Raw genomic sequence first — 19,055 nt, 5'->3', positions numbered from 1 at the left:
GACTTTAGAAATCAATCTGAAAACGAGTTTCCACAACGTTAACTGACCCGTTAGCATAATTTTCCGGGTAAGCTCTGGTTGGAACCGCGTATTGGGTGCTTGGGGTGACCTGGCGATCAGTGATTTCGGCTTGCACATAGTTGAACATCCATCGAGTGTTGGGGGTCAGGTACCAGTTCAGACCGATGGTATAATCGTTTTCTATGCCGCCATATACCCCACTACTATTCAAGTTCAGATAGGACCAGCGGAAAGCCACTTCCCAGGCGCCCCAGCCGGTTCCTTTCAGATTAAAATTACGCTTCGGCTTGATTCGGTCGAAGCAAGCGTCAGATTGTTTGTAGGTTCGGTGTTCGCCGGTGAGAAAGTAGCTGACATACGCGTAGCCGCCTTGGAAAGTCGGGTTATCGCTGGTTAAGAAAGTATTTCTTACGGGACGTGCTAGCCTGCGAGATGCTTCGACTGCGGAAAGCACGTATTCGCCTTGAAGGGAGAAGGGACCCCACACCAAAGCGAACTCGGGGTTGATCAGGTTGACGCCCTCAGTGGCAATCAGGGCGCGCTGGCCGACGACCGGCAGAATGCGGCCTCGAGCGAACAACGTCCGGGCGTTGGTATTCCCTCCGGTGTCCACCGTCCGGGCGTCGGTAATATGCGCCTCCGGGCGCTGCCGGTAGCGCAAGGCAAAAGAGGTCGGCGTACCGCTGTTATTCGTGTTCGTGCTGTCGTTACGGAACTGGTGCATGTAAGAAAAACCCAGGTGGATCAGATGCTTGCCGTTGTCCTCATACAGGGGAGTGCCAGCGAGACGCGCCGTGGCGTCCCAGTTTTGAAAGTTTTGGTAGGAATCACCACCGGCATCGGTATCACTGGTGGCTCGTATGGTGTTAAAGAAAACTCCCGTGCCCCAGTATAACCGCTTGTTAAAAGCGGTGTTGTAAACCATGCCCCCCGGTTTGCGCTCCTGGGAGAATACATTCGGCAAGGCTCTTTCCATGAAGGTGATGAAATTGCTGCTGGTTTGCTCTTCAAGCGACCAGGGTTCCTTCATCTGGCCGACCCGGATATGCCCGATGTAGGGGATATGCTTAACCCCTAAGTAGACATCCTTGAATGCCGTGGAGCCGCCGGCAAAATCATACTGCGCCTTAAAAAAGATGTCTTCGTAAACGTCGCCCTCGATATACAACCTGGCCCGCCGGAATTCTGCACCGGAACCGGTAAGCCGGGTCCCTTCATCAAACGAAACTTGATCGGCAAAGCGGCGCGTAGGTGAAGAGACGCTGGCGACGTCATACTGGATTCTTCCACCCACTTTTACCTTATTTTTACCGTCTTCACTTTCCACTTTCAGACCGTTATCCCAGTAAGCCTTCCACCCAGGTTTTGGCACGGCCTTTTTCACTTCCGCTTTGGCCTCCTTGGCGGCCTCCGCTTTGGCTTCGGCTTTGGCTTCCTGCTTGACCTGTTGTAACTCCTGAGCCCGTTTGGCATCCTCTTGGGCTTTTTTCGCCTTGTCGATTTTGCGGGCCTTTTCTTTGATTTTCTGAGCCTTTTCCGGAGTGATGGCGCCTTCGTCCACCATAATGTCTAACAGCTCGTCGGCGTTCAAGGCCCAAGCTGGCGTGGACCCCGCCATATTTGCCAGAGCCAGGCACACCAGCATCACCATGGCCCATAGTCCTACCCTGCTTCCGAGTTTTTTTGGAGTCTGGTCCAGCTCTAATGCAACTGCTTTGGATGGGTCTGATTCCATTTCATGCTCCCCCTGTATCAAGATTTTTTTAGGCCGGGAGCATTGTAGGATTCTGCTATTTGTAAATAATTATTAAGTTAATTAAAAATGGTTAAAGCTATGCTGACAATTTTTTTATATATAAATAAATGTGGTTAAATAAATGTTATGAATTTCGCGCGCTGGGTCCAACCGCGAGCGACACCAAGTCATTCTCGCATTGACTGCCCTCACCTGCTCACATACAATTAGAGCCATGCGATTTCGGTCTGTCCTGGCGTCACTGGTTCTGGCGATCTGTCTGGTAATAATCGTGTCTGGAGGAATCCTGGCCGCCGAAGTCATCCGGCAGTCCCCATCCCCTGCCCCGCCGCCTCATCCCTTCATCCTGGAAGCTGCCCAGGCTGCTCAAACGGCCAGAATTTTGCGCCAGGTGGCCCTGGCTTACGAGCCCCACATGTCGGAGCGGGCCCGGGAGATAGATTTCCTGCAGAAAGTCACTCTGGCCAAACGCCTCCTGGGGGTGGGCCAGATGGTGGAGCTGCGGCATCAAACTTTGAAGCTGCTGGCGCCGGGGCAAGTTGCCTCATGGGAAGACGTGCGCCGCCGCCGCTGGCCGGGAGGCGACCCGGTGGGAGTGACTTTGGAGGTTCCGGTGTGGGTGCCGGCCCGGGCTCAACGCCTTAAGACTTATTGCGGTTTCGAAAAAAAATGGCAGACCGTGGCCCTGACGACGCCGCGGCCTTCAGGCTATGTCTGGTTCGTGCGCACCATGCGGGAGGTCAACGATAAGGCGAACTACCGCCCGGCCACGATTCAGGTGGAGGTCAACAGCAAATTCGCGCCCTTGGTGGGGCTGCTCATAGAATATATCTTCCGGGAAGGCTGGTACGACCCGTCCCGGCGGATGCCGCTGATGTCGTTGCGGATGGGGGAAGACACCTACGCGGTGAGCGCGGCCTCGCCTCCGGTAGCGGTGGAATGCCTGAGTTTTCCCGATAATCACGGGGATTCGCTGGCTGCCACGGTGGTTATGTGCCACTATCAGAGTCTGGCGGAAATCTACCACGGCCGCCATGCCCCAGGATCGAACCACCGCCTGGGCCTGGCCGTTGACTTCAATGATTCGAACTACCCGGGGGTGGTGGACGGCACACCGAACCCCATCAGTCCGGCCACCCGCCAATATAACCGGGACGCCATGCACAAGCTGGACGCCCGGCAACTGCCGGCCTGGGTCTTTACGGCCGCCAAGTGGCAGCGGCTGCGCATCCCCCAGGAGTGGTGCTACACGGGTTATTGTACCGACTGGGAGCATATTGATGTGGGGACGAAGTGAAAAAACAGTCTATAGGGCGGCCCGTGGCCGCCGCAGTTCGGCGTGCACGGCACGCCCTATAAGCTTGGCTTGGGAACGTGGTACTCGTTCCCAAGCTGAGCTTGGGAACGTTAATGATTGTGCCCAAGCTCAGCTTGGGCTCCAATTTCGTTCCCAAGTGCAACTTGGGAACGAGTACGTGGTGAGCGGTGCTCACCCTACACCAATTTCCGATTCATTATGCTGCAAGATTTCATCAACTCCCTGAAAGAAACCGCCGAATACCGGGATATTCTCAGCCATTATCATTACTTGCCTGAGAAGCCGGTGGAGTATGTCGCAGGCGCTGCGGGGCTGTCACCGGGGGTGCTGACGGCCTTGGAGCGTTTGGGGATTCCCCGGCTCTACTGCCATCAGGGAGAGGCCCTGGACTACATCCGGGCGGGCAAAGACCTGCTGGTGGCCACGCCCACGGCCAGCGGCAAGACGCTCATCTATAATCTGCCGGTCCTGGAGAATCTTATAGAAAACCCCCGGGGCCACGCCCTGTATCTCTTCCCCTTAAAGGCCCTGGAACAGGACCAGCTCAAGACCCTCCAGGAGTTGGACGCCGCCCTCCCCTACCCTTTTCTGACGTCCGCCATTTATGACGGCGACACGCCTCCGGCCCAGCGCCAGGCCATCAAGGCCAAGCCGCCGCACGTGATCATCACCAACCCGGACATGCTCCACATGGGCCTGATGCCGTACCATGCCTCGTGGTCCAGCTTTTTTGCGCATCTTAAGTTTGTGGTGATCGATGAAGTCCATACCTACCGGGGCATTATGGGCAGCCACATGGCGCAGGTGCTCAGGCGTTTGAAGCGGATTTGTGCGCATTACGGTTCCCACCCCCAGTTTTTGCTGTCTTCGGCCACGATTGCCAAACCGGAAATTTTCGTCAAGATGTTGACCGGCCTGGATGTGGAAATCATCGAAAAGAGCGGCGCACCCCAGAGCGGGCGGCATTTTGTCTTCCTCAATCCGCACGGCGGCGCGCCGGCCACCGCGGCCCGGATCTTTGCCCAGGCCATCCGGGAGGGGCTCAACACTATCTGTTTTACCCAGGCCCGGAAGCTCACCGAACTGATTCATGTCTGGGCCCAGCGCCTGGCGCCGGAGATGAAGCGCTTTATCAGCTCCTACCGGGCCGGGTTTTTGCCGGAGGAGCGCCGGGAGATTGAGCGGGCCTTGGCTTCCGGCAAGATGCGGGGGGTGATCTCGACCAGCGCGCTCGAAATGGGCATCGACATCGGCGGCCTGGACGTCTGCATCCTGGTGGGCTATCCCGGCACCATGGTGACCACCTGGCAACGGGCCGGCCGGGTGGGACGCCAGGGCCGGGACTCACTCATCGTCATGGTGGCCCAGGCCGACGCCTTGGATCAGTATTTCATTAAGTATCCGGCGGAATTCTTCGGGCGGCCCATGGAGACCGCGGTGGTGGACCCGGATAACCGGTTTGTGGTCAAGGCCCACCTGCCCTGTGCGGCCCAGGAACTGCCGCTTAATACCAAAAACGAGAAATACTTTGACCTGAAGGCGCACGAGCAGGTGGTGGGTGAACTGGCCCGGGAGCGCCAGTTGCTCCACTCCGCCGCGGGCGACGCCTGGTTTGCCCGGTCCCGGTTCCCGCAGAAAGAAGTGAATATCCGGGGGCTTGGGGAGAGCTTCGCCATTTTTCAGACGGGGAAAAAGCGGCCCCTGGGCTCTATAGACGGCCACCGGGCCCTGCGAGAGTGTCATCCCGGCGCGGTGTATCTCCATAAGGCCCAGACCTGGGTGGTGGAAAAGCTGGACCTGGCGCGGCACAACGTCTGGGTCAACTCCATCGAGCCCAATTATTTTACCCGGATTCAGACCGACAAAGAGACGGAAATCCTGGAGATTATAGAGTCCCGGCAGGTGGCCCGGTTCACGGCCCATATAGGGCGGCTCAAGGTCACGGAGCACTTGCTGAGCTACGAAAAGCGGAGGCTGCCGGGGCAGGAGTTGCTGGGCCAGGTCGAACTCGAGCTGCCGCCCCAGGTTTTTGAAACCGTGGGCATGTGGCTGGAAATCCCGGACGCGGTAAAAAATGCGGTGTACGCCCAAGGGGGCCACTTCATGGGGGGCATTCACGCCCTGGAACACGTCCTCATCAGCATGTTTCCGTTGTTTGCCCTGGCGGACCGCTACGATATCGGCGGCATTTCCCATCCAGCCCATCCTCAGGTGGGTCGAGCCGCAGTCTTTATCTATGACGGTTATCCCGGCGGCGTGGGGCTGTCGGTTCGGGCTTACGAGATCTTGGAAGATTTAGTTCAGCGGGCGCTTTCACTCACCGAGGCCTGCCCCTGCGAGGACGGCTGTCCTTCGTGCATCCATTCGCCCAAGTGCGGTTCGGGCAACAAACCCCTGGACAAAGAGGCGACGCTTATGATCGCCGGACTGCTGTTGGGAGTGGAAGAGGCGGAGACGCCGGCAGAGATCCAGATTGTTTCGGCGCCGGAACCAGTCGAGGTGCCCGTGCCGGAGTCGGATACGGATACGGAAATTCCCTGGTTCCGCAACCGGAAGATCGGGGTTTTGGACCTGGAGACTTGTTGCTCTGCGGCGGACGTGGGCGGCTGGGGACAATGCCACCGCATGGGGGTATCGCTCGTGGTGGTCCACGAGAGCCATACGGGGGTCGCCACCACCTATCGGGAGCACGATTTGAAGCGGCTCGCAGAGCGCTTAAAAAAACTGGACCTGATCGTGGGCTTCAATATCAAGCGCTTCGATTACCAGGTCTTGCAGCCTTACACGACCGTGCCGTTGGCGGAATTGCCCACTTTTGACATCCTGGAGGAAGTCCATACCCTCCTGGGACATCGGCTCTCCCTCAATCATTTGTCGGAAAAGACCTTGGGAGAGCAAAAGAGCGGCGACGGCCTCCTGGCCCTGGAACTCTATGCCGCTGGCAAGTGGGAAGAGTTGGAATCCTACTGCCGCCAGGATGTGGTCCTGACTCAGCGCCTCTTTGAATTTGGGGTGCGCCATGGCTATCTGCTCTATCAGCACCGCCAGGGAGCCTTGGTGCGGATGCCGGTGGATTGGCAGGAAGAGCGGTTTTTTAGCTGATTTGCCGAAAAAAAAACGACCCCCCTTGGTTTTTTCCCTAAACTTTCCCAAAATCGGTTCCGAAGAGATAGGTAAGAGCGCTTTTCTTTTGCCCTTTAGCAAGGGTTGGTTTATCATTCAGCAAAAAATGGAAAGGGGGGTAATTAATGAGCAGGAATAAAATTGTAGTCTTGAGTTGCTGTCTGGCTCTGATCTTTTTCGTGGGCACCATATCCATTGCGGCAGCACAGGAGGCAGAGCCCAAGGTCGGCCAAATAGTCCCCGATGTAAAATTCTCCGGGACCATCACGCCGGAAGATTCCACGTATCTCGGCCTGGCCAAACAAGGCCCGTTCAGTTGGAAGGATGTCAAAGCGCCTTATGTGCTGGTGGAGCAGTTCAATGACAAATGCCCGCACTGCATTCACCAGGCTCCCTTCATGAATCAACTGTTCGAAAAGGTGCAAGCCGATCCTCAACTGAAAACCAAGTTGAAATTTATCGGCGCGGGCCAGGGCAACGAAGAAATGGGCATGAAAATGTGGAAGGCATTCTATAAGGTGCCGTTCGCCTTGGTGCCCGACCCCAACAACAGCTTTGGCAAGGCCCTGAATTTCACTCCGTATCCCGTCACCGTGATCTTGGATAAGACTGGCAAGATTGTATTTGTCCATATCGGCACTTTTGACGACCCCAATGAAGTCCTCCAGAAGATCAAGGCCGTGGTAAAATAACTGCTCCATAATCGGGTCAGGCTGTCCTCAGCCTGACCCGATTCCCGCCCGATTGACGCCACCGGTTTGTGGCCTTATCTTCAGTTCATGAAAATCATTCGTATGCTAACGAGATCCTGAAAAGGGGGAGCTATGCGTCATAAGACTTTTGCTCTGGCCCTGGCAGGTTGCCTGACGATTTTGCTGGGTTTCAGTTCCTCGTCACCTGCGGCCTCGGACAATGCCAAGATTGCTAACCTAAAGTTTTCCGGCCCAGTAACGGAGGCGGACCAAAAATATCTCGGCCTAAAAAGTCCTGGAAATTTCAGCCTCCAGGATATCCAAGCCCCCTATGTTCTGATCGAAATCACGCGCACCACCTGACCCCATTGCGTGGATCAGGCACCGGTCGTGAACCGGTTGTATAATCTGGTGGCAAAATCGGACCTCAAAGACAAGGTAAAGTTTCTCGCAGTGGGCGAGAGTGATAATGAGTCAGCTTTGCGGAAATTCAAAGCTGCTTATAAAGTGCCTTTCCCTATGGTGCCCGATCCGGATTGGGCCATCGGCGTAGACGTCTTCCATATCGACGGCACCCCCACCACCGTGGTCGTGGATAAGCATGGCAAGGTGCTGCTGAGGGAATCAGGGAGCTTTGGCAACGCCGGTCAGATGTTCAAGATACTTAAGGCGAGATTAAAATAATTTGGGGATTAAGGCAGAGGCAGTCGAGCTCGTAACCAGACGTATCCCGGTTTTATAAAGGACCTCTCCCATGGATTTCAAAGCCATTCTCGTAGCCACCGATTTTTCCGAATGCGCCGGCGCGGCGTTTAAGACGGCCAAGCATCTCGCTCAGTGTTTCGGGGCCAAGCTGGTTCTCCTGCATGTCATTCAGCAATCCATTGTGGCCCGGGTGGCCGAACACCTGAAAGTTCAGCCCGAAACTCTACTGCCGGAGTTCCGGGAGGAGGCGCAACGACAGTTGGATGCCTTCCTGGAAGAACATGGGCGCGGCGGCCTGGAAGTGACCGGCATGGTGACCGTGGGTATTCCCTTTCAGGAGATCGCAGTCATCGCCCGGGATCTGGCGGCTGACTTGATCGTCATGGGAGGCTATGGCCGGAGCGGCCGGGGGCCGATCGAGGAGGTCTTTTTCGGCTCCACTGCCGAGAAGGTGGTGCGCCTGCTGCCCTGCCCGGTGTTGTGCGTGCCCTGGGAAGGTTTAGAAAAACCGGAATAAGCGTTGGGCGAGGGCCGCTACAATGCGGTGATTATCTATAAGGGGAAAAAATCAGAGGAAGGTCACAAAACCTAGTCTACGGTATGGCGCTCGACCGCATCACACCGAAAAATCCACTTTGATCTTGAAGACTTCGTGGGCCGGGAGGCTAAGAATTTCCGGGACTCCCGCGACCCGGGAGATTTCCTCCAGGATGTAGTTGAGGCGGGCCTCGGAGTCGGCGATGAGGGTGAACCAGATATTATAGTGGTGCCGCCGCAGGTAGTTGTGGGTCACTCCGGGATAGCGGTTGACCACGGCCACAAACTGATCCAGCTTATCTTCGGGTACCCGGGCGGCGCACAGGGTGCTGGTATAGCCCAGTTTGCGGGAGGTAAAGTTAGCCCCCAGGCGCCGGATGATGCCGGATTCGGCCATGACCTTAACCCGGGCCAGGACTTCAGCTTCCGAGGCCCCTACCCTGCTGCCTACCTCGGCATACGGCCGGGACTCAATGGGAAAATGCGACTGGATCTCGTTCAATATGGCCCGGTCCAGATCGTCCAAGGACTCGTTTTTCGTTTTCGGTTTTCCGTTTTCCGCTATGGTCATAAGAAAGTCTTGCGCCTTGGCGTCTATTTTTGGCTCGCGCCCAAGTTTAGCTTGGGCTCCAAATTCGTTCCCAAGTACAACTTGGGAACGAGGCTAAGAGATTAGCCCACCGGCTCGTATGGGCAGATGGGGTCATCCCCCAGGACATCGCCGGTCATGGCATAGGCCCGGGCCCGGCAGCCGCCGCAGACCTTGCGGTACTGGCAGGCGTGGCATTTACCGTGGTAGTCGTTAACCTGGCGCAATTGTTGAAACAGCTCGGAACCGGACCAGATTGCCGGGAAGGGGGTTTCCCGGATGTTACCCGCCACCAATTCCAGGTAGCCGCAGGGCTGCACCTCCCCCTGATAAGACACAAACGCGAAGCCCTGGCCTCCCAGGCAACCCTTGGTCATGGCCTCCATGCCATGGCTGGCCGGTGTGATCTTTTCGCCCCGAGCGTACGCGTCCTGACGCATGAGCCGGTAGTATTGCGGCGCGCAGGTGGGCTTGATGAAAAGCTTGCCATCCCGCTGCCGCGCAAGTAACCAGTGTAGGGTCGCCTCGTATTCCTCCGGGGTCACCAGTTCCTCCCGGATCAGTTCCCCCCTTCCTGTAGGCACCAATACAAAGACGTGATGGGCCGCGGCTTCGAGTTTTATAGCTAACTCGTGGATGGCAGGAAGTTCGAGCCGATTGGCCCGGGTGACGGTGGTGTTTATTTGAAAGGGTAAACCAGCTTCTTTACAGGCAGCAATCCCGGCCAGGGCCCCGGCGTAGGCCCCATCCACCGCCCGGAGGCGATCATGGGAGCTTGGCGTAGCGCCGTCAAGGGAGATACTCACCCGTTGAATTCCCACGTTCTTGAGGCGCGTCGCAATGGCTGGGGTGACCAGGGTGCCATTCACCGCCATGACCATACGATGGCCAAGCCTGGCGCCGTAAGCCGCAAGGTCGAAGATATCCTCCCGGAGCAGGGGTTCGCCGCCGGTGAGGATGACTACCACCTGCCCCAAGGTCGCCAGGTCGTCCAGGAGTTTGATGCCTTCATCGGTGGACAACTCCCCCGGATAAGGCCCGGACCCCGCCGCGGCCCGGCAGTGGAGGCAAGCCAGGTTGCAGCGCCGGGTGGTCTCCCAGGCCAGGAGGCGGAGGGGCGGGATTTTTATCCTTGGCGAGGAGCTTAAATTGTTCATTATCTTAATATGTAACAAAATTGGAGGATAACCGCCACCATTCTCCTCGAAAACCCTCCTTCGGCAAGCGCTCTGGATTCCCCCGAAAAAAGATAATTTACAATAAACAATACTATAGTAAATCTTGACATAATTTAATATGGATACTAATTTATTTACATTAAATTAGAAGGCCATGGACTGTCAGCAAAGGAAGGCCTTGTGGTCTGCGGCCGGAAATCTCGGGGAGGCGATGGATCGCCGATCTTAAGATCTGGTGGGTTTTCCGATGCCCAAAAATAATGAGGAGGGTGAAGATGATGAAGCTAAAGAAACATTTGGTGTTTTTGCTGGTAGCCGCGGCCCTGGCCTTTCTCCCGGTTTCAGGCCAGGCGGTCACGATTGACCCCTTCTATGCCGGTTCCTATACGGCTTTTGATCTCGGTTCGGTACCGGGAGTGCCGCCTCTTTATGGCCCGGTGTTATTGAAAGCGGGTGATCCCAACACCTTACTGATCGGCGGCAATGCCAATGAGGCATCCGGAGCACTTTATTCTATCGGGGTCACCAGGGATGCCAATAACCATATCACCGGGTTTTCGGGCAGCGCCTCATTCTATGCAGAGGCCGCCTATAATGATGGCGGAGCCCAATACGGCCCCGGTGGAGTGTTGTTTCTGGCCAGGTGGCCGGTTAATGAGATCGGCCAGAATTTGCCGGGAAGCACCGTCACTGACAAGATTGTGGATATGGCCGCCTTAGGTGTAGCGAATTCAGCGGCCGCACTGGCTTTCGTCCCGGCCGGATTTCCCGGCGCCGGTCAGTTGAAATTAGTATCGTGGGAAGGTGGGGAATGGTACACTTTAACCTACACCCCGGATGGGACAGGGACCTTTGATATCACCTCCGCTAATTTTGTTGAAACTCTCCCCGGTGGCCCCGAAGGTATTGCCTACGTGCCACCTGGCTCACCACTTTTTCCCGTACCAAGCTTGCTCCAATGTGAATTCTCTGTCGGGAAAGTTGCCACCTATGAAGTTGACGCCAATGGCGACCCTACATTGGCTTCCCGCAGAGATTTTATCACCGATCTGGAAGGGGCTGAAGGGGCTTTCATCGATCCCCTGACCGGTGATTTTCTCTTCTCCACTTTCGGCGGCGGCGATCGCGTTGTCGTGGTTCAAGGCTTTGTTGCTCCTCCAGTCATTCCTCTCCCACCCACCGTGCTGCTGCTTGGTTCCGGCCTGCTCGGGTTAATCGGGTTCGGCCGAAAATTTAAAACAACCTAATTATGACCGGGTATCACATCGAAAGGCAGGGTCAGCGATGGCCCTGCCTTTTTTGGTTAGTCGAGATGATTTCGGGAAGGAAGGAAACTTAAAAAATAAGCTTTCAGATAAACTTCTTATTTGAGTACGGCAGGGCCGGAGATGACCCTGCTTTTTTATGGCTTGAGGTCTGGAAGCATCGACTCAGAAAGTTTTCTAAAACGCTCCGAGAAAGTCTATAGTCAATTATATTATAATTATTTTTTATTTAATAAAATATATTGCTAATTAGAATATTATCTGTATAATTTAGATCAATTATCGATAAAGTTAAGCCCGTGGCGCAAAGCGGGTTGGCAAGTTGCGGTTCTTAAGGAAGAGTAACCGGGGTGCCTGGGAGCAGGTAGTCCGGTTTTTTTATAGTCAGTTGAACACGAGAAAGGGAGGGAAACGCGGTTGCCGGGGGCCTTCCAGGCCGGAACTATAAGCCCAACGGAAAGCCGAACTCCCAGGAGACGGGGACGTAGGCCCTCCGGGTTATAGGATTCAGCCAAGTTGCCTGAAGGTATCTCGGTAAACGGGTAGCGTGTATCAACCCGCAAAGGAGGTGATCACACTTCTCAGGGAACAGGAATAGCTTATAGAATTGGGCTTGACCCCCAAATTCGGGGGCTCTTACAGCGGATGGCTTTTTGCTACCGAAAAAGGAGAAATCACATGTCTAAGAAAGGCTTCTCGTTCAGTCTGGTTGTGTTATTGGCGGCCGTGATGCTGTTTTCGATCGCTCCGGCCATGGCATCGCCCATAGCGGTTAACTTGGAATTGGCCTTGGCGGTAGACGTGTCGGGGAGTATTGACACAACTGAATTCAACTTGCAAAGAACCGGCTATGTCAATGCCTTCACGGCCCTCGCCCCTCAATTCAATACGGCCACCCCGCCACTGGCCTTTGCGGCAGCGTTAATCTACTGGTCCGGCGGCAGCCAACAGCAGACAGCAGTGGCTTGGACCCTCATCGACAGCGAGGCGTCAGCCAACGCTTTTGCGGCTTCGATCGGCGCTGCCTCTCGACCCTATTCCGGTTTCACTGCTGTTGGGGACGCTCTCCTTTATAGCACAGACTCGATTCTCAACAATGACTTCACAGGAGTCCGCAAGATCATCGATATTTCCAGCGATGGCTCCAACAACGACGGCCCTGCCCCCAATACGCCTCGCGACAATGCGGTGGCCGCCGGCATTCAGATCAATGCGCTGGTTATCCAGGATATAGCTCTCGTGGCTTATTACACTAACAACGTGATAGGCCCGATCCCTCCCGCTTTTGTCGATTTCGTCACAGATTTTGATGGATTCAGCGCTGCCATCACCGCAAAGATCCAACATGAAGTGGTAGTGCCTATTCCCGGCGCCGTCTACCTCCTGGGTTCCAGTCTGATGGGGCTCGGTGCGCTTCGTTTCCGCAGAAGACTGAGCTAGGCTGAGTATCTGCCCAAACCGGCAGGAGCACTGCCGGTTTGGGAACAGCCTGACCCGCTCCCCCATGAACCGACTTAGTGATTGATTCCCTGACTTGCCTCTCTGTCCCTTTTTCGCCTGCAATATTAGGCCCGCATTCATTTCCCCAACAAGGCCGCGGCCTGTTTGGCAAAGTAGGTCAAAATCAGGTCCGCGCCGGCGCGTTTGATGGAAAGGAGCGATTCCAGCATGACCGCCTCTTCGTCCAGCCAGCCGTTTATTGCTGCGGCCTTAATCATGGCGTACTCACCGCTCACCTGATAGGCGGCCAGGGGCAGGTCGAACTCCGCGGCCAACTGGGAGATGACGTCCAGGTAAGGCAGGGCGGGTTTGACCATGATGAGATCGGCGCCTTCTTCCACATCCAAAGCGGCCTCACGCAAGGCCTCCCGGACGTTGGCCGGGTCCATCTGGTAGGACCGGCGATCGCCGAAAGCCGGAGCGGACTCCGCCGCATCCCTGAAAGGGCCGTAGAAACTGGAGGCATACTTAACCGCATAGGACATGATGGGCACCATTTCAAAGCCGCGCTCGTCCAGGGCCTCCCGGATGGCCCCTACCCTGCCGTCCATCATGTCGGAAGGGGCTACCATATCGGCCCCGGCCTCGGCGTGGGACACCGCCACCTGCCCCAGGACTTCCAAAGTGACGTCGTTGTCCACTTCCTGTCCGGACAAGAGGCCGCAGTGGCCATGGGAGGTGAAGCCGCACAGGCAAACGTCGGTGATCACCACCAGTTCGGGGACCTGTTTTTTGAGCAACCGCACCGCCTGCTGCGCCGCGCCTTTCGGGGAGGCGGCCTCGGAGCCGGTGTCGTCTTTCCTGGTGGGCAGCCCGAAGAGGAGCACCGCGGGCACGCCCACGTTAAGTGCAGCTTTGGCCTCCGCCACCAGCAAGTCCGGGGACAGGCGGCAGACGCCGGGCATGGAAGGCACTTCCTGGCGCACGCCCTTTCCGGGGGCCGCGAACATGGGGTAGATGAAATCTTCCGGGCGCAGATGCGTCTCCCGCACCATACGCCGCAGTGGTTCCCGCCGTCTCAGGCGCCGGGGCCGAAATAACAGTTCCATGATCGGACCTCTTTATCGAGCTCAAATAATTTCTTCTGCAGGTTAAGCGGTTAGGTCATTGTTACCCAGCGGGGGCTGCCTTGTCAAGTTCGTGCATTAAGCCGTGTGGGGGGGCCTGAAAACGTTTTAATAATGCTTTTGGCTTTATTAATCTGACTGACATGAGTAGTATAAAAGTTAAATATCCATTGATGCTCATATTCTCGTTAAGCACTTGTGCTCACCCATCAACCCCTTTAGGCCAGCAGGGAGGTCAACGGCAATGAAAAAACTGCTCTCCATTGACGGCGGCGGCATCCGGGGCATTATCCCGGCAACGATCCTGGCGGAGATCGAGAAAAGGACTAACAGACCGGTAGCGTCCATGTTCGACCTGATGGCGGGCACCTCCACCGGCGGGATTATCAGCCTGGCTCTGAGCCGGGACGGCGGTAGCGGTGTGCCGAAATATAGGGCCAAGGACCTGGTGGATATGTATGTCAACCGGGGGGCGGAGATATTTTCCCGCTCCTTTTGGCACGGGGTGAGTTCGGTGGCGGGACTGACCGAAGAAAAGTATTCCCAGTGTCCGTTGGAGGGGATTCTCAAGGAATATTTCGATGATGTGCCTTTGGGGCAGGCGCTTTCCAAGGTTTTGGTCAGCAGCTATGAGATCGAGACCCGGACCCCCTTTTTCTTCAAAAGCTGGCGGGATGATTCCAAGCCGGTGTTGATGCGCGATGCGGCCCGGGCCACTTCGGCGGCGCCTACGTATTTTGAGCCCGCCCAGTTCCAGGTGGCGGGGCAGAAACTGGCTTTGATTGACGGCGGCGTCTTTGTCAATAATCCGGCCATGTCGGCATATTCTGAGGCTCGGCGTCTCTTTCCGGACGAAACCGCCTTTCTCATCGTGTCCCTTGGCACCGGCCAGTTGACCCGTCCCATTCCTTTTGAGGAAGCCAAAGACTGGGGGAAAGTGCAGTGGGCCCTGCCGATTCTCAGCGTGGTGTTCGATGGTGTCTGTGATGCGGTGGATTATCAGTTGCGGCAGATATTGGGGGAGCATTTTTTCAGGTTCCAGACTACCCTGGACACGGCCAATGATGATATGGATGATGCCTCCCCGGCCAACCTGGCGGGTTTGAAGATCGAGGCCAGCCGCATTTTAAAAACACAAAGGGCCGAGATTGACCAGGTGTGTCAACTGCTGACGCAGCCTTGACCTTAGGGCTGGAAGTTGTAGCGGCGGCAGACTGGGGGTATAGTAAACAGAAAGTTTTACGATTGAAGGATAGGCGGGGCCAAGCAAGATGAAGAAGAATACGGCATTCGGATTGGCAATCCTGGCGGTCATGATTATTGTGGCAGTGCTGCTGTGGCGGCATTATCTTGGCGGTCCTCCGGGCGTCGGACCCGGCCCCGTGGCCACTTCCAAGGCGCCGGTTGCGCCTGCTCCGGCGGTTCCCCCTACTGCGGCTCCCCCTATCAAAGTGGAGCCCTCCCCAGGCATCGCGCCCTTACAGGAACCGGGCCCTCCGGGAACGCACCTTACTATTCCCCCGCCCCCCGCGATGAAAGAACACTACGGGATTTTGGTGGGTAGTTTTAAGAACTACGAGGACGCCGCCAAGCTGCTGGGCACACTGAAAAAGCAGGGAAAACCCGCGTTTGTGCAGCGCGACCCCAAGAATCTAAATCTCTTTCAGGCGTGGTTGGGGCCATTTTCCTCGCAAGATGAGGCCCAGGCCGAGGCAAAAGAAATGCAGGCTAAGTTCAAGAAACCTCTTAAAATTGAGCAGATTGAAAATCCGGTTCCTAAGTGAAATTTGACCGCTGATTTGGGTTTTCACCCCCACCCCAACCCTCCCCCATCAAGAGAGAGGGAGATACGGCCACTCGAGCCATATTCCCAAAACGCGACGCAAGAGGGCGGACACGCAGGTCCGCCCCTACGAAAAGCGGCGAAATTGCCTTTTGCTCCTACCGTGCGCTAAAAATTAATCCCACCGGATAGATAGGCCCTCATTGCACAAACACTTCCACGGAATCTGCCTGGCTGCCAGGTCCCGCTACGGTGATGCGGTGGCGGCCCCGGGGCAAGTCCAGGGGGAGCTCATACGGGGGGCCGGTGGCGGCCACTTCCCGGCCATCTACGAACCAGGTAATTTTCTTCAGGGATTCCCGGCACAGGGCTTTCCCCGTTACTCGGACAACTTCGGAGGCGGGCGTCAACAGGTAGCGGTCGCCGTTTAAGGGCGCGCTGATGCTGACCCGGAGCGCCAGGCCGTCCGCCCGGACGGGTGTGGAGCCGTTGCCGATAGAGCCGGATGGCAGCCCGGCGATCACGGCACCTCTCTGACGCCGGGATTGCGGTCCGGGCTTGGGGCCGGGGGCCACGGGACCCTGAAAGGTTTTCCCCAAGTCCTGATCAAAGTCGGCCAGGCGGAAACGCCCTTGCCCGCCCTTTTCAAAGCGTTGGTGCAGCCAGCCGGCAAAATTGGCGGGCATGCGGTGCCACGGTTCCTGGGATTGGTGATAGGCGCACACCGCCTGGGGTTCGGTGCCACTTATGAAAAACTCCTGGTGGCGGTGGACGCAGGCCGGTCCGCGCTTTAAGCCGGAGAAGGCGCAGACTTCTGCTTCTATGACCCCGGCCGGTTTGACAAAAGGCGCCGGCGGTGACCCGGCAAAGAGGACCGCGGCCAAATCAGCCACGATGGGCGCGGCCGCGGTGGCGCCGCTGAGATTGGTGGTAGGCCGGCCGTCGAAATTGCCCACCCACACGGCCAGCGTAAACTCCGGGGTGTAGCCCACGGCCCATTCATCGCGATAGCGGGTGCTGGTCCCGGTCTTGATAGCCAGGCGGTAGGGCGGGTTCATGGCCGCGGCGCCCCCGAAGATGCGCGCCCGGGCCATGGGGTCGCTTAAAATGTCGCTGATGATATAGGCGGCCTGTTCGGAAAAGATGGGCGTGCCCGCCGGCCGGGGAGCGTCGCGGGTCAGGCGCAAGGGGGCGAAGCTGCCGCCATGGCCCAGGCAGGCGTAAGCCGCGGCCAGTTGCAGGAGGCTGACTTCGGGGTTGCCCACCACCATGCCCAGACCGTAATGGTCCGGGGTAAATTCCGGGCGGTTGATGAGGTCAAGGCTGGCCAGGGTGTCGTAGTAAGATTCCGGCCCGATGAGGTTGAGGAGGTGCACTGCGGAGAGGTTGAGGGAATTGCCCAGGGCTTCCCGGAAGGAAACGGGGCCGTGGGAGACGCGGTCGAAGTTGGACGGGATGAATTCGCCCCGGGGGGTGCGGTAGCGCCGTTCCACGTCCTCCATCACCGAAGCGGGCGTGAACCCCTGGTCCAGGGCCAGTCCGTAGAGAAAGGGCTTGAGGGTGGAGCCGGGGGAGCGCCAGGTTGCGGCGCCGTTGTTGAAGCCTTGATCTCTGGGACCATAGGCGCAGGAACCCACCAGGGCCAGGACATCGCGGCTGCGGTTGTCAACGATCACCGCGGCGGCCTGGGAGGCGCCAGATTTGGCGATTCGGGCCTGGTGGGAGTGGACGATGGCCTGGGCCCGGCGCTGCAAGGGCAGGTCCAGGGTGGTTTGCAGCCGCTGGGAACCAGACTCCGCGGGCTTCTCCCGGGTCAGGACCAGGTTGACGAAATGGGGGGCTTCAAAGGGGAAGGCCGGGGGCCGGGGGCCATGCCCCTGAAACCGGAGGTTTTCTGTAAGGCAGGCCTGGAATTCTTCGGGCTGAAGATAGCCCAGGTGTGCCATACGGCTTAAGACGAAGCGCTGGCGCGCCAGCAAACGGGCGCGGTGGGGGCCATAAGGGTTCAGGGCTCCGGGGGCCTTCACCAAAGCCGCTAAAAGAGCGGCTTCGCTGGCGTCCAGGCGGGAGGCGGTTTTGCCGAAATAGGCCTGAGCCCCGGCCTCCACCCCCATGAGGTTGCTGCCCAGGGGTACGCGGTTAAGGTATTGCCGCAGGATTTCGTCTTTTCTGAACATAAGCGAAAGCCTGACGCTGCGCGCCGTCTCCACCAGCTTGCGATAATAGCTGCGGGGGCCGGGGTCGATGAGGCGCGCCAGTTGTTGAGTGAGGGTGGAAGCGCCTGAGACGATGCGGCCGTGTCTTAAGTTGGTGGCCGCAGCCCTGAGGATGGCCAGGGGGTCAAAGCCGGGATGATGCCAGAAGCGATGGTCTTCCGCGGCCACAAAGGCCGCGGCCACGATGGGGGGCACGGGGCCTTCTGGCAAGATAACCTGCTTGCGCCCCTGGGCTTCAGGCACCAGCCGCAGGATGCGGCCGGCCCGGTCCACAACCAGGGGGCCGGGCTTGAGCTTGAGGGCCTCAGGGTCCAGGCGGGATACGGCCGCAAAATGCCAGGCCAGAGTTGCCAGGACCAGCAGGGCCGCGGCCAGGCACCAGGTTCGGCGGGTTGATAGACGCCTTGACAAAAAGCCCCCTTACAAAATCGCCCGGATTTTTCGCTCAAGTTTGTTCGTGGAAATCCCTCTAAATCTCCGTGTTACTGGGGATGATATTGCCAAGCGGTTTTTGAAGACGCCGCCGAAGCCAAGAACCTTCCAAGAAGAAAAATGAAAAATAATTATTCCTGACTTGTTACTACAAAGACATCTGACGATGACCGTACGGCATGACGCCATTTATCTTTTGTTTCTTTTAAGTAGTCATAAAGAGGTGTTTTCTCGATTAAACTCTGATCACATTGGCTTAGCCAAGTAGCCACGGATAGAAAATCATTATTACTTAAATCTACTACTCTTTTGATAAGCACATGAAATTCGTTCTTTTCATCAAAATCAAATACTTTAGGAAGAAATGATTGAGACCAGTAATTAGTTTGGGCAATATAAAAATACAACGCAGAATATAATCCAATGATTTGTTCTTGGCTAGTTTGATTTGGGTTCTCAATTGGTTGTCTTAAAATAGTTGTAATTGTAATGGGGATTTGAGAGAGTGCAGTGATAATTTGTCCCATTGTGTCACTTTGCGATATATTACCATTGAAAACATGATCCATTAACTTGTCGATTTGTTTGCCGCTAAGTTTTTGTAAGGCATTAGTTTGGGTTTTAATTTCTGCGAGTGATGAAGAAACGCTGTTTTCAGTTTTTCGTCCTGCAATGTAGAACGTGATTGATAATGCCATTGCAATAATACTTATAGCTATTGCTGAGACTCCACCTATTATATTAATTACATTAACCGTTTCTGGACTCATAGCAACCCACCTTATTGGTTAGGGGTTAATTGTGATAATAACCATTATAGTTGGATACACATTAATAGCCTTTTATAGGGGGGCTTTTATGAACGCCCCCTTA

At 56.5% G+C, this 19,055-nt stretch carries 16 protein-coding genes; 10 read left to right on the top strand and 6 right to left on the bottom strand.

Going from position 1 to position 19,055, the window contains the following annotated elements; all coding sequences use genetic code 11:
• Positions 1 to 4 precede the first annotated feature (4 nt).
• Positions 5 to 1,756, bottom strand: a complete 1,752-nt coding sequence (locus WC600_05630) for a porin (GenBank protein ID MFA4902210.1) — start codon at positions 1,754 to 1,756, stop codon at positions 5 to 7.
• 235 nt (positions 1,757 to 1,991) lie between these two features.
• On the opposite strand from WC600_05630, the gene WC600_05625 reads away from it, so the two are divergent.
• The 6 genes from WC600_05625 to WC600_05600 all read left to right on the top strand — a co-directional run bounded on the left by WC600_05625 (position 1,992) and on the right by WC600_05600 (position 8,132).
• On the top strand, positions 1,992 to 3,074 hold the full coding sequence (locus WC600_05625) for a hypothetical protein (protein MFA4902209.1): 1,083 nt from the start codon (positions 1,992 to 1,994) through the stop codon (positions 3,072 to 3,074).
• A 219-nt stretch (positions 3,075 to 3,293) separates the two neighbouring features.
• The gene (locus WC600_05620) at positions 3,294 to 6,197 is read left to right on the top strand and encodes a DEAD/DEAH box helicase (protein ID MFA4902208.1); all 2,904 of its coding nucleotides are present in this window, start codon (positions 3,294 to 3,296) and stop codon (positions 6,195 to 6,197) included.
• Between the two features lie 146 nt (positions 6,198 to 6,343).
• On the top strand, positions 6,344 to 6,910 hold the full coding sequence (locus WC600_05615; GenBank protein ID MFA4902207.1) for a TlpA disulfide reductase family protein: 567 nt from the start codon (positions 6,344 to 6,346) through the stop codon (positions 6,908 to 6,910).
• 132 nt (positions 6,911 to 7,042) lie between these two features.
• A complete protein-coding gene (locus tag WC600_05610) occupies positions 7,043 to 7,273 on the top strand; it encodes a hypothetical protein (protein MFA4902206.1) in 231 nt (76 codons plus the stop codon).
• Positions 7,274 to 7,300: 27 nt separating this feature from the next.
• On the top strand, positions 7,301 to 7,594 hold the full coding sequence (locus WC600_05605; GenBank protein ID MFA4902205.1) for a hypothetical protein: 294 nt from the start codon (positions 7,301 to 7,303) through the stop codon (positions 7,592 to 7,594).
• 70 nt (positions 7,595 to 7,664) lie between these two features.
• Positions 7,665 to 8,132 carry a universal stress protein gene (locus tag WC600_05600; GenBank protein MFA4902204.1) on the top strand — a complete coding sequence of 156 codons (468 nt, stop codon included), beginning with the start codon at positions 7,665 to 7,667 and terminating at the stop codon, positions 8,130 to 8,132.
• Between the two features lie 99 nt (positions 8,133 to 8,231).
• Here WC600_05600 and WC600_05595 read toward each other — a convergent pair whose 3' ends face one another.
• Both WC600_05595 and WC600_05590 read right to left on the bottom strand, forming a co-directional pair.
• Positions 8,232 to 8,723, bottom strand: coding sequence for an AsnC family transcriptional regulator (locus tag WC600_05595; GenBank protein ID MFA4902203.1), 492 nt, complete (start codon positions 8,721 to 8,723; stop codon positions 8,232 to 8,234).
• Between the two features lie 101 nt (positions 8,724 to 8,824).
• Entirely contained in the window at positions 8,825 to 9,898 is a 1,074-nt protein-coding gene (locus WC600_05590) for a radical SAM protein (protein MFA4902202.1), read from the bottom strand.
• Between the two features lie 296 nt (positions 9,899 to 10,194).
• Between WC600_05590 and WC600_05585 the strand changes: the two genes are divergently transcribed.
• Positions 10,195 to 11,166: a hypothetical protein gene (locus WC600_05585; protein MFA4902201.1), complete on the top strand. Its 972-nt coding sequence runs from the start codon at positions 10,195 to 10,197 to the stop codon at positions 11,164 to 11,166.
• Positions 11,167 to 11,862: 696 nt separating this feature from the next.
• Complete coding sequence (locus WC600_05580) at positions 11,863 to 12,624, top strand: DUF1194 domain-containing protein (protein MFA4902200.1); 762 nt, start codon at positions 11,863 to 11,865, stop codon at positions 12,622 to 12,624.
• A 137-nt stretch (positions 12,625 to 12,761) separates the two neighbouring features.
• Here WC600_05580 and hemB read toward each other — a convergent pair whose 3' ends face one another.
• Positions 12,762 to 13,733, bottom strand: a complete 972-nt coding sequence (hemB, locus tag WC600_05575) for a porphobilinogen synthase (GenBank protein MFA4902199.1) — start codon at positions 13,731 to 13,733, stop codon at positions 12,762 to 12,764.
• A gap of 262 nt (positions 13,734 to 13,995) precedes the next feature.
• On the opposite strand from hemB, the gene WC600_05570 reads away from it, so the two are divergent.
• Together WC600_05570 and WC600_05565 are read left to right on the top strand one after the other, a co-directional pair.
• Positions 13,996 to 14,934: a patatin-like phospholipase family protein gene (locus WC600_05570; protein ID MFA4902198.1), complete on the top strand. Its 939-nt coding sequence runs from the start codon at positions 13,996 to 13,998 to the stop codon at positions 14,932 to 14,934.
• Positions 14,935 to 15,022: 88 nt separating this feature from the next.
• On the top strand, positions 15,023 to 15,535 hold the full coding sequence (locus tag WC600_05565) for an SPOR domain-containing protein (protein ID MFA4902197.1): 513 nt from the start codon (positions 15,023 to 15,025) through the stop codon (positions 15,533 to 15,535).
• Between the two features lie 199 nt (positions 15,536 to 15,734).
• Here the strand turns inward: WC600_05565 and pbpC are convergent, their stop codons facing one another.
• Together pbpC and WC600_05555 are read right to left on the bottom strand one after the other, a co-directional pair.
• The gene (gene pbpC / locus WC600_05560; protein MFA4902196.1) at positions 15,735 to 18,161 is read right to left on the bottom strand and encodes a penicillin-binding protein 1C; all 2,427 of its coding nucleotides are present in this window, start codon (positions 18,159 to 18,161) and stop codon (positions 15,735 to 15,737) included.
• A 152-nt stretch (positions 18,162 to 18,313) separates the two neighbouring features.
• The gene (locus WC600_05555; protein MFA4902195.1) at positions 18,314 to 18,952 is read right to left on the bottom strand and encodes a hypothetical protein; all 639 of its coding nucleotides are present in this window, start codon (positions 18,950 to 18,952) and stop codon (positions 18,314 to 18,316) included.
• Positions 18,953 to 19,055: the final 103 nt, after the last annotated feature.

The sequence above is a fragment of the Desulfobaccales bacterium genome (assembly GCA_041648175.1).
GTDB lineage: Bacteria > Desulfobacterota > Desulfobaccia > Desulfobaccales > 0-14-0-80-60-11 > 0-14-0-80-60-11.
Note: the sequence above shows the minus strand (reverse complement) of the source record. Positions and strands in the feature narration are given on the sequence as shown.

Bases quoted from the DNA above. Each gene is read 5' to 3' on its own strand.
- WC600_05580 (MFA4902200.1), top strand. From the start codon at position 11,863: ATGTCTAAGAAAGGCTTCTCGTTCAGTCTGGTTGTGTTATTGGCGGCC.
- WC600_05625 (MFA4902209.1), top strand. From the start codon at position 1,992: ATGCGATTTCGGTCTGTCCTGGCGTCACTGGTTCTGGCGATCTGTCTG.
- WC600_05615 (MFA4902207.1), top strand. From the start codon at position 6,344: ATGAGCAGGAATAAAATTGTAGTCTTGAGTTGCTGTCTGGCTCTGATC.
- WC600_05620 (MFA4902208.1), top strand. From the start codon at position 3,294: ATGCTGCAAGATTTCATCAACTCCCTGAAAGAAACCGCCGAATACCGG.
- WC600_05565 (MFA4902197.1), top strand. From the start codon at position 15,023: ATGAAGAAGAATACGGCATTCGGATTGGCAATCCTGGCGGTCATGATT.
- WC600_05630 (MFA4902210.1), bottom strand. From the start codon at position 1,756: ATGGAATCAGACCCATCCAAAGCAGTTGCATTAGAGCTGGACCAGACT.
- WC600_05555 (MFA4902195.1), bottom strand. From the start codon at position 18,952: ATGAGTCCAGAAACGGTTAATGTAATTAATATAATAGGTGGAGTCTCA.
- WC600_05610 (MFA4902206.1), top strand. From the start codon at position 7,043: ATGCGTCATAAGACTTTTGCTCTGGCCCTGGCAGGTTGCCTGACGATT.
- WC600_05590 (MFA4902202.1), bottom strand. From the start codon at position 9,898: ATGAACAATTTAAGCTCCTCGCCAAGGATAAAAATCCCGCCCCTCCGC.
- WC600_05570 (MFA4902198.1), top strand. From the start codon at position 13,996: ATGAAAAAACTGCTCTCCATTGACGGCGGCGGCATCCGGGGCATTATC.
- WC600_05595 (MFA4902203.1), bottom strand. From the start codon at position 8,723: ATGACCATAGCGGAAAACGGAAAACCGAAAACGAAAAACGAGTCCTTG.
- WC600_05585 (MFA4902201.1), top strand. From the start codon at position 10,195: ATGATGAAGCTAAAGAAACATTTGGTGTTTTTGCTGGTAGCCGCGGCC.
- WC600_05600 (MFA4902204.1), top strand. From the start codon at position 7,665: ATGGATTTCAAAGCCATTCTCGTAGCCACCGATTTTTCCGAATGCGCC.
- hemB (MFA4902199.1), bottom strand. From the start codon at position 13,733: ATGGAACTGTTATTTCGGCCCCGGCGCCTGAGACGGCGGGAACCACTG.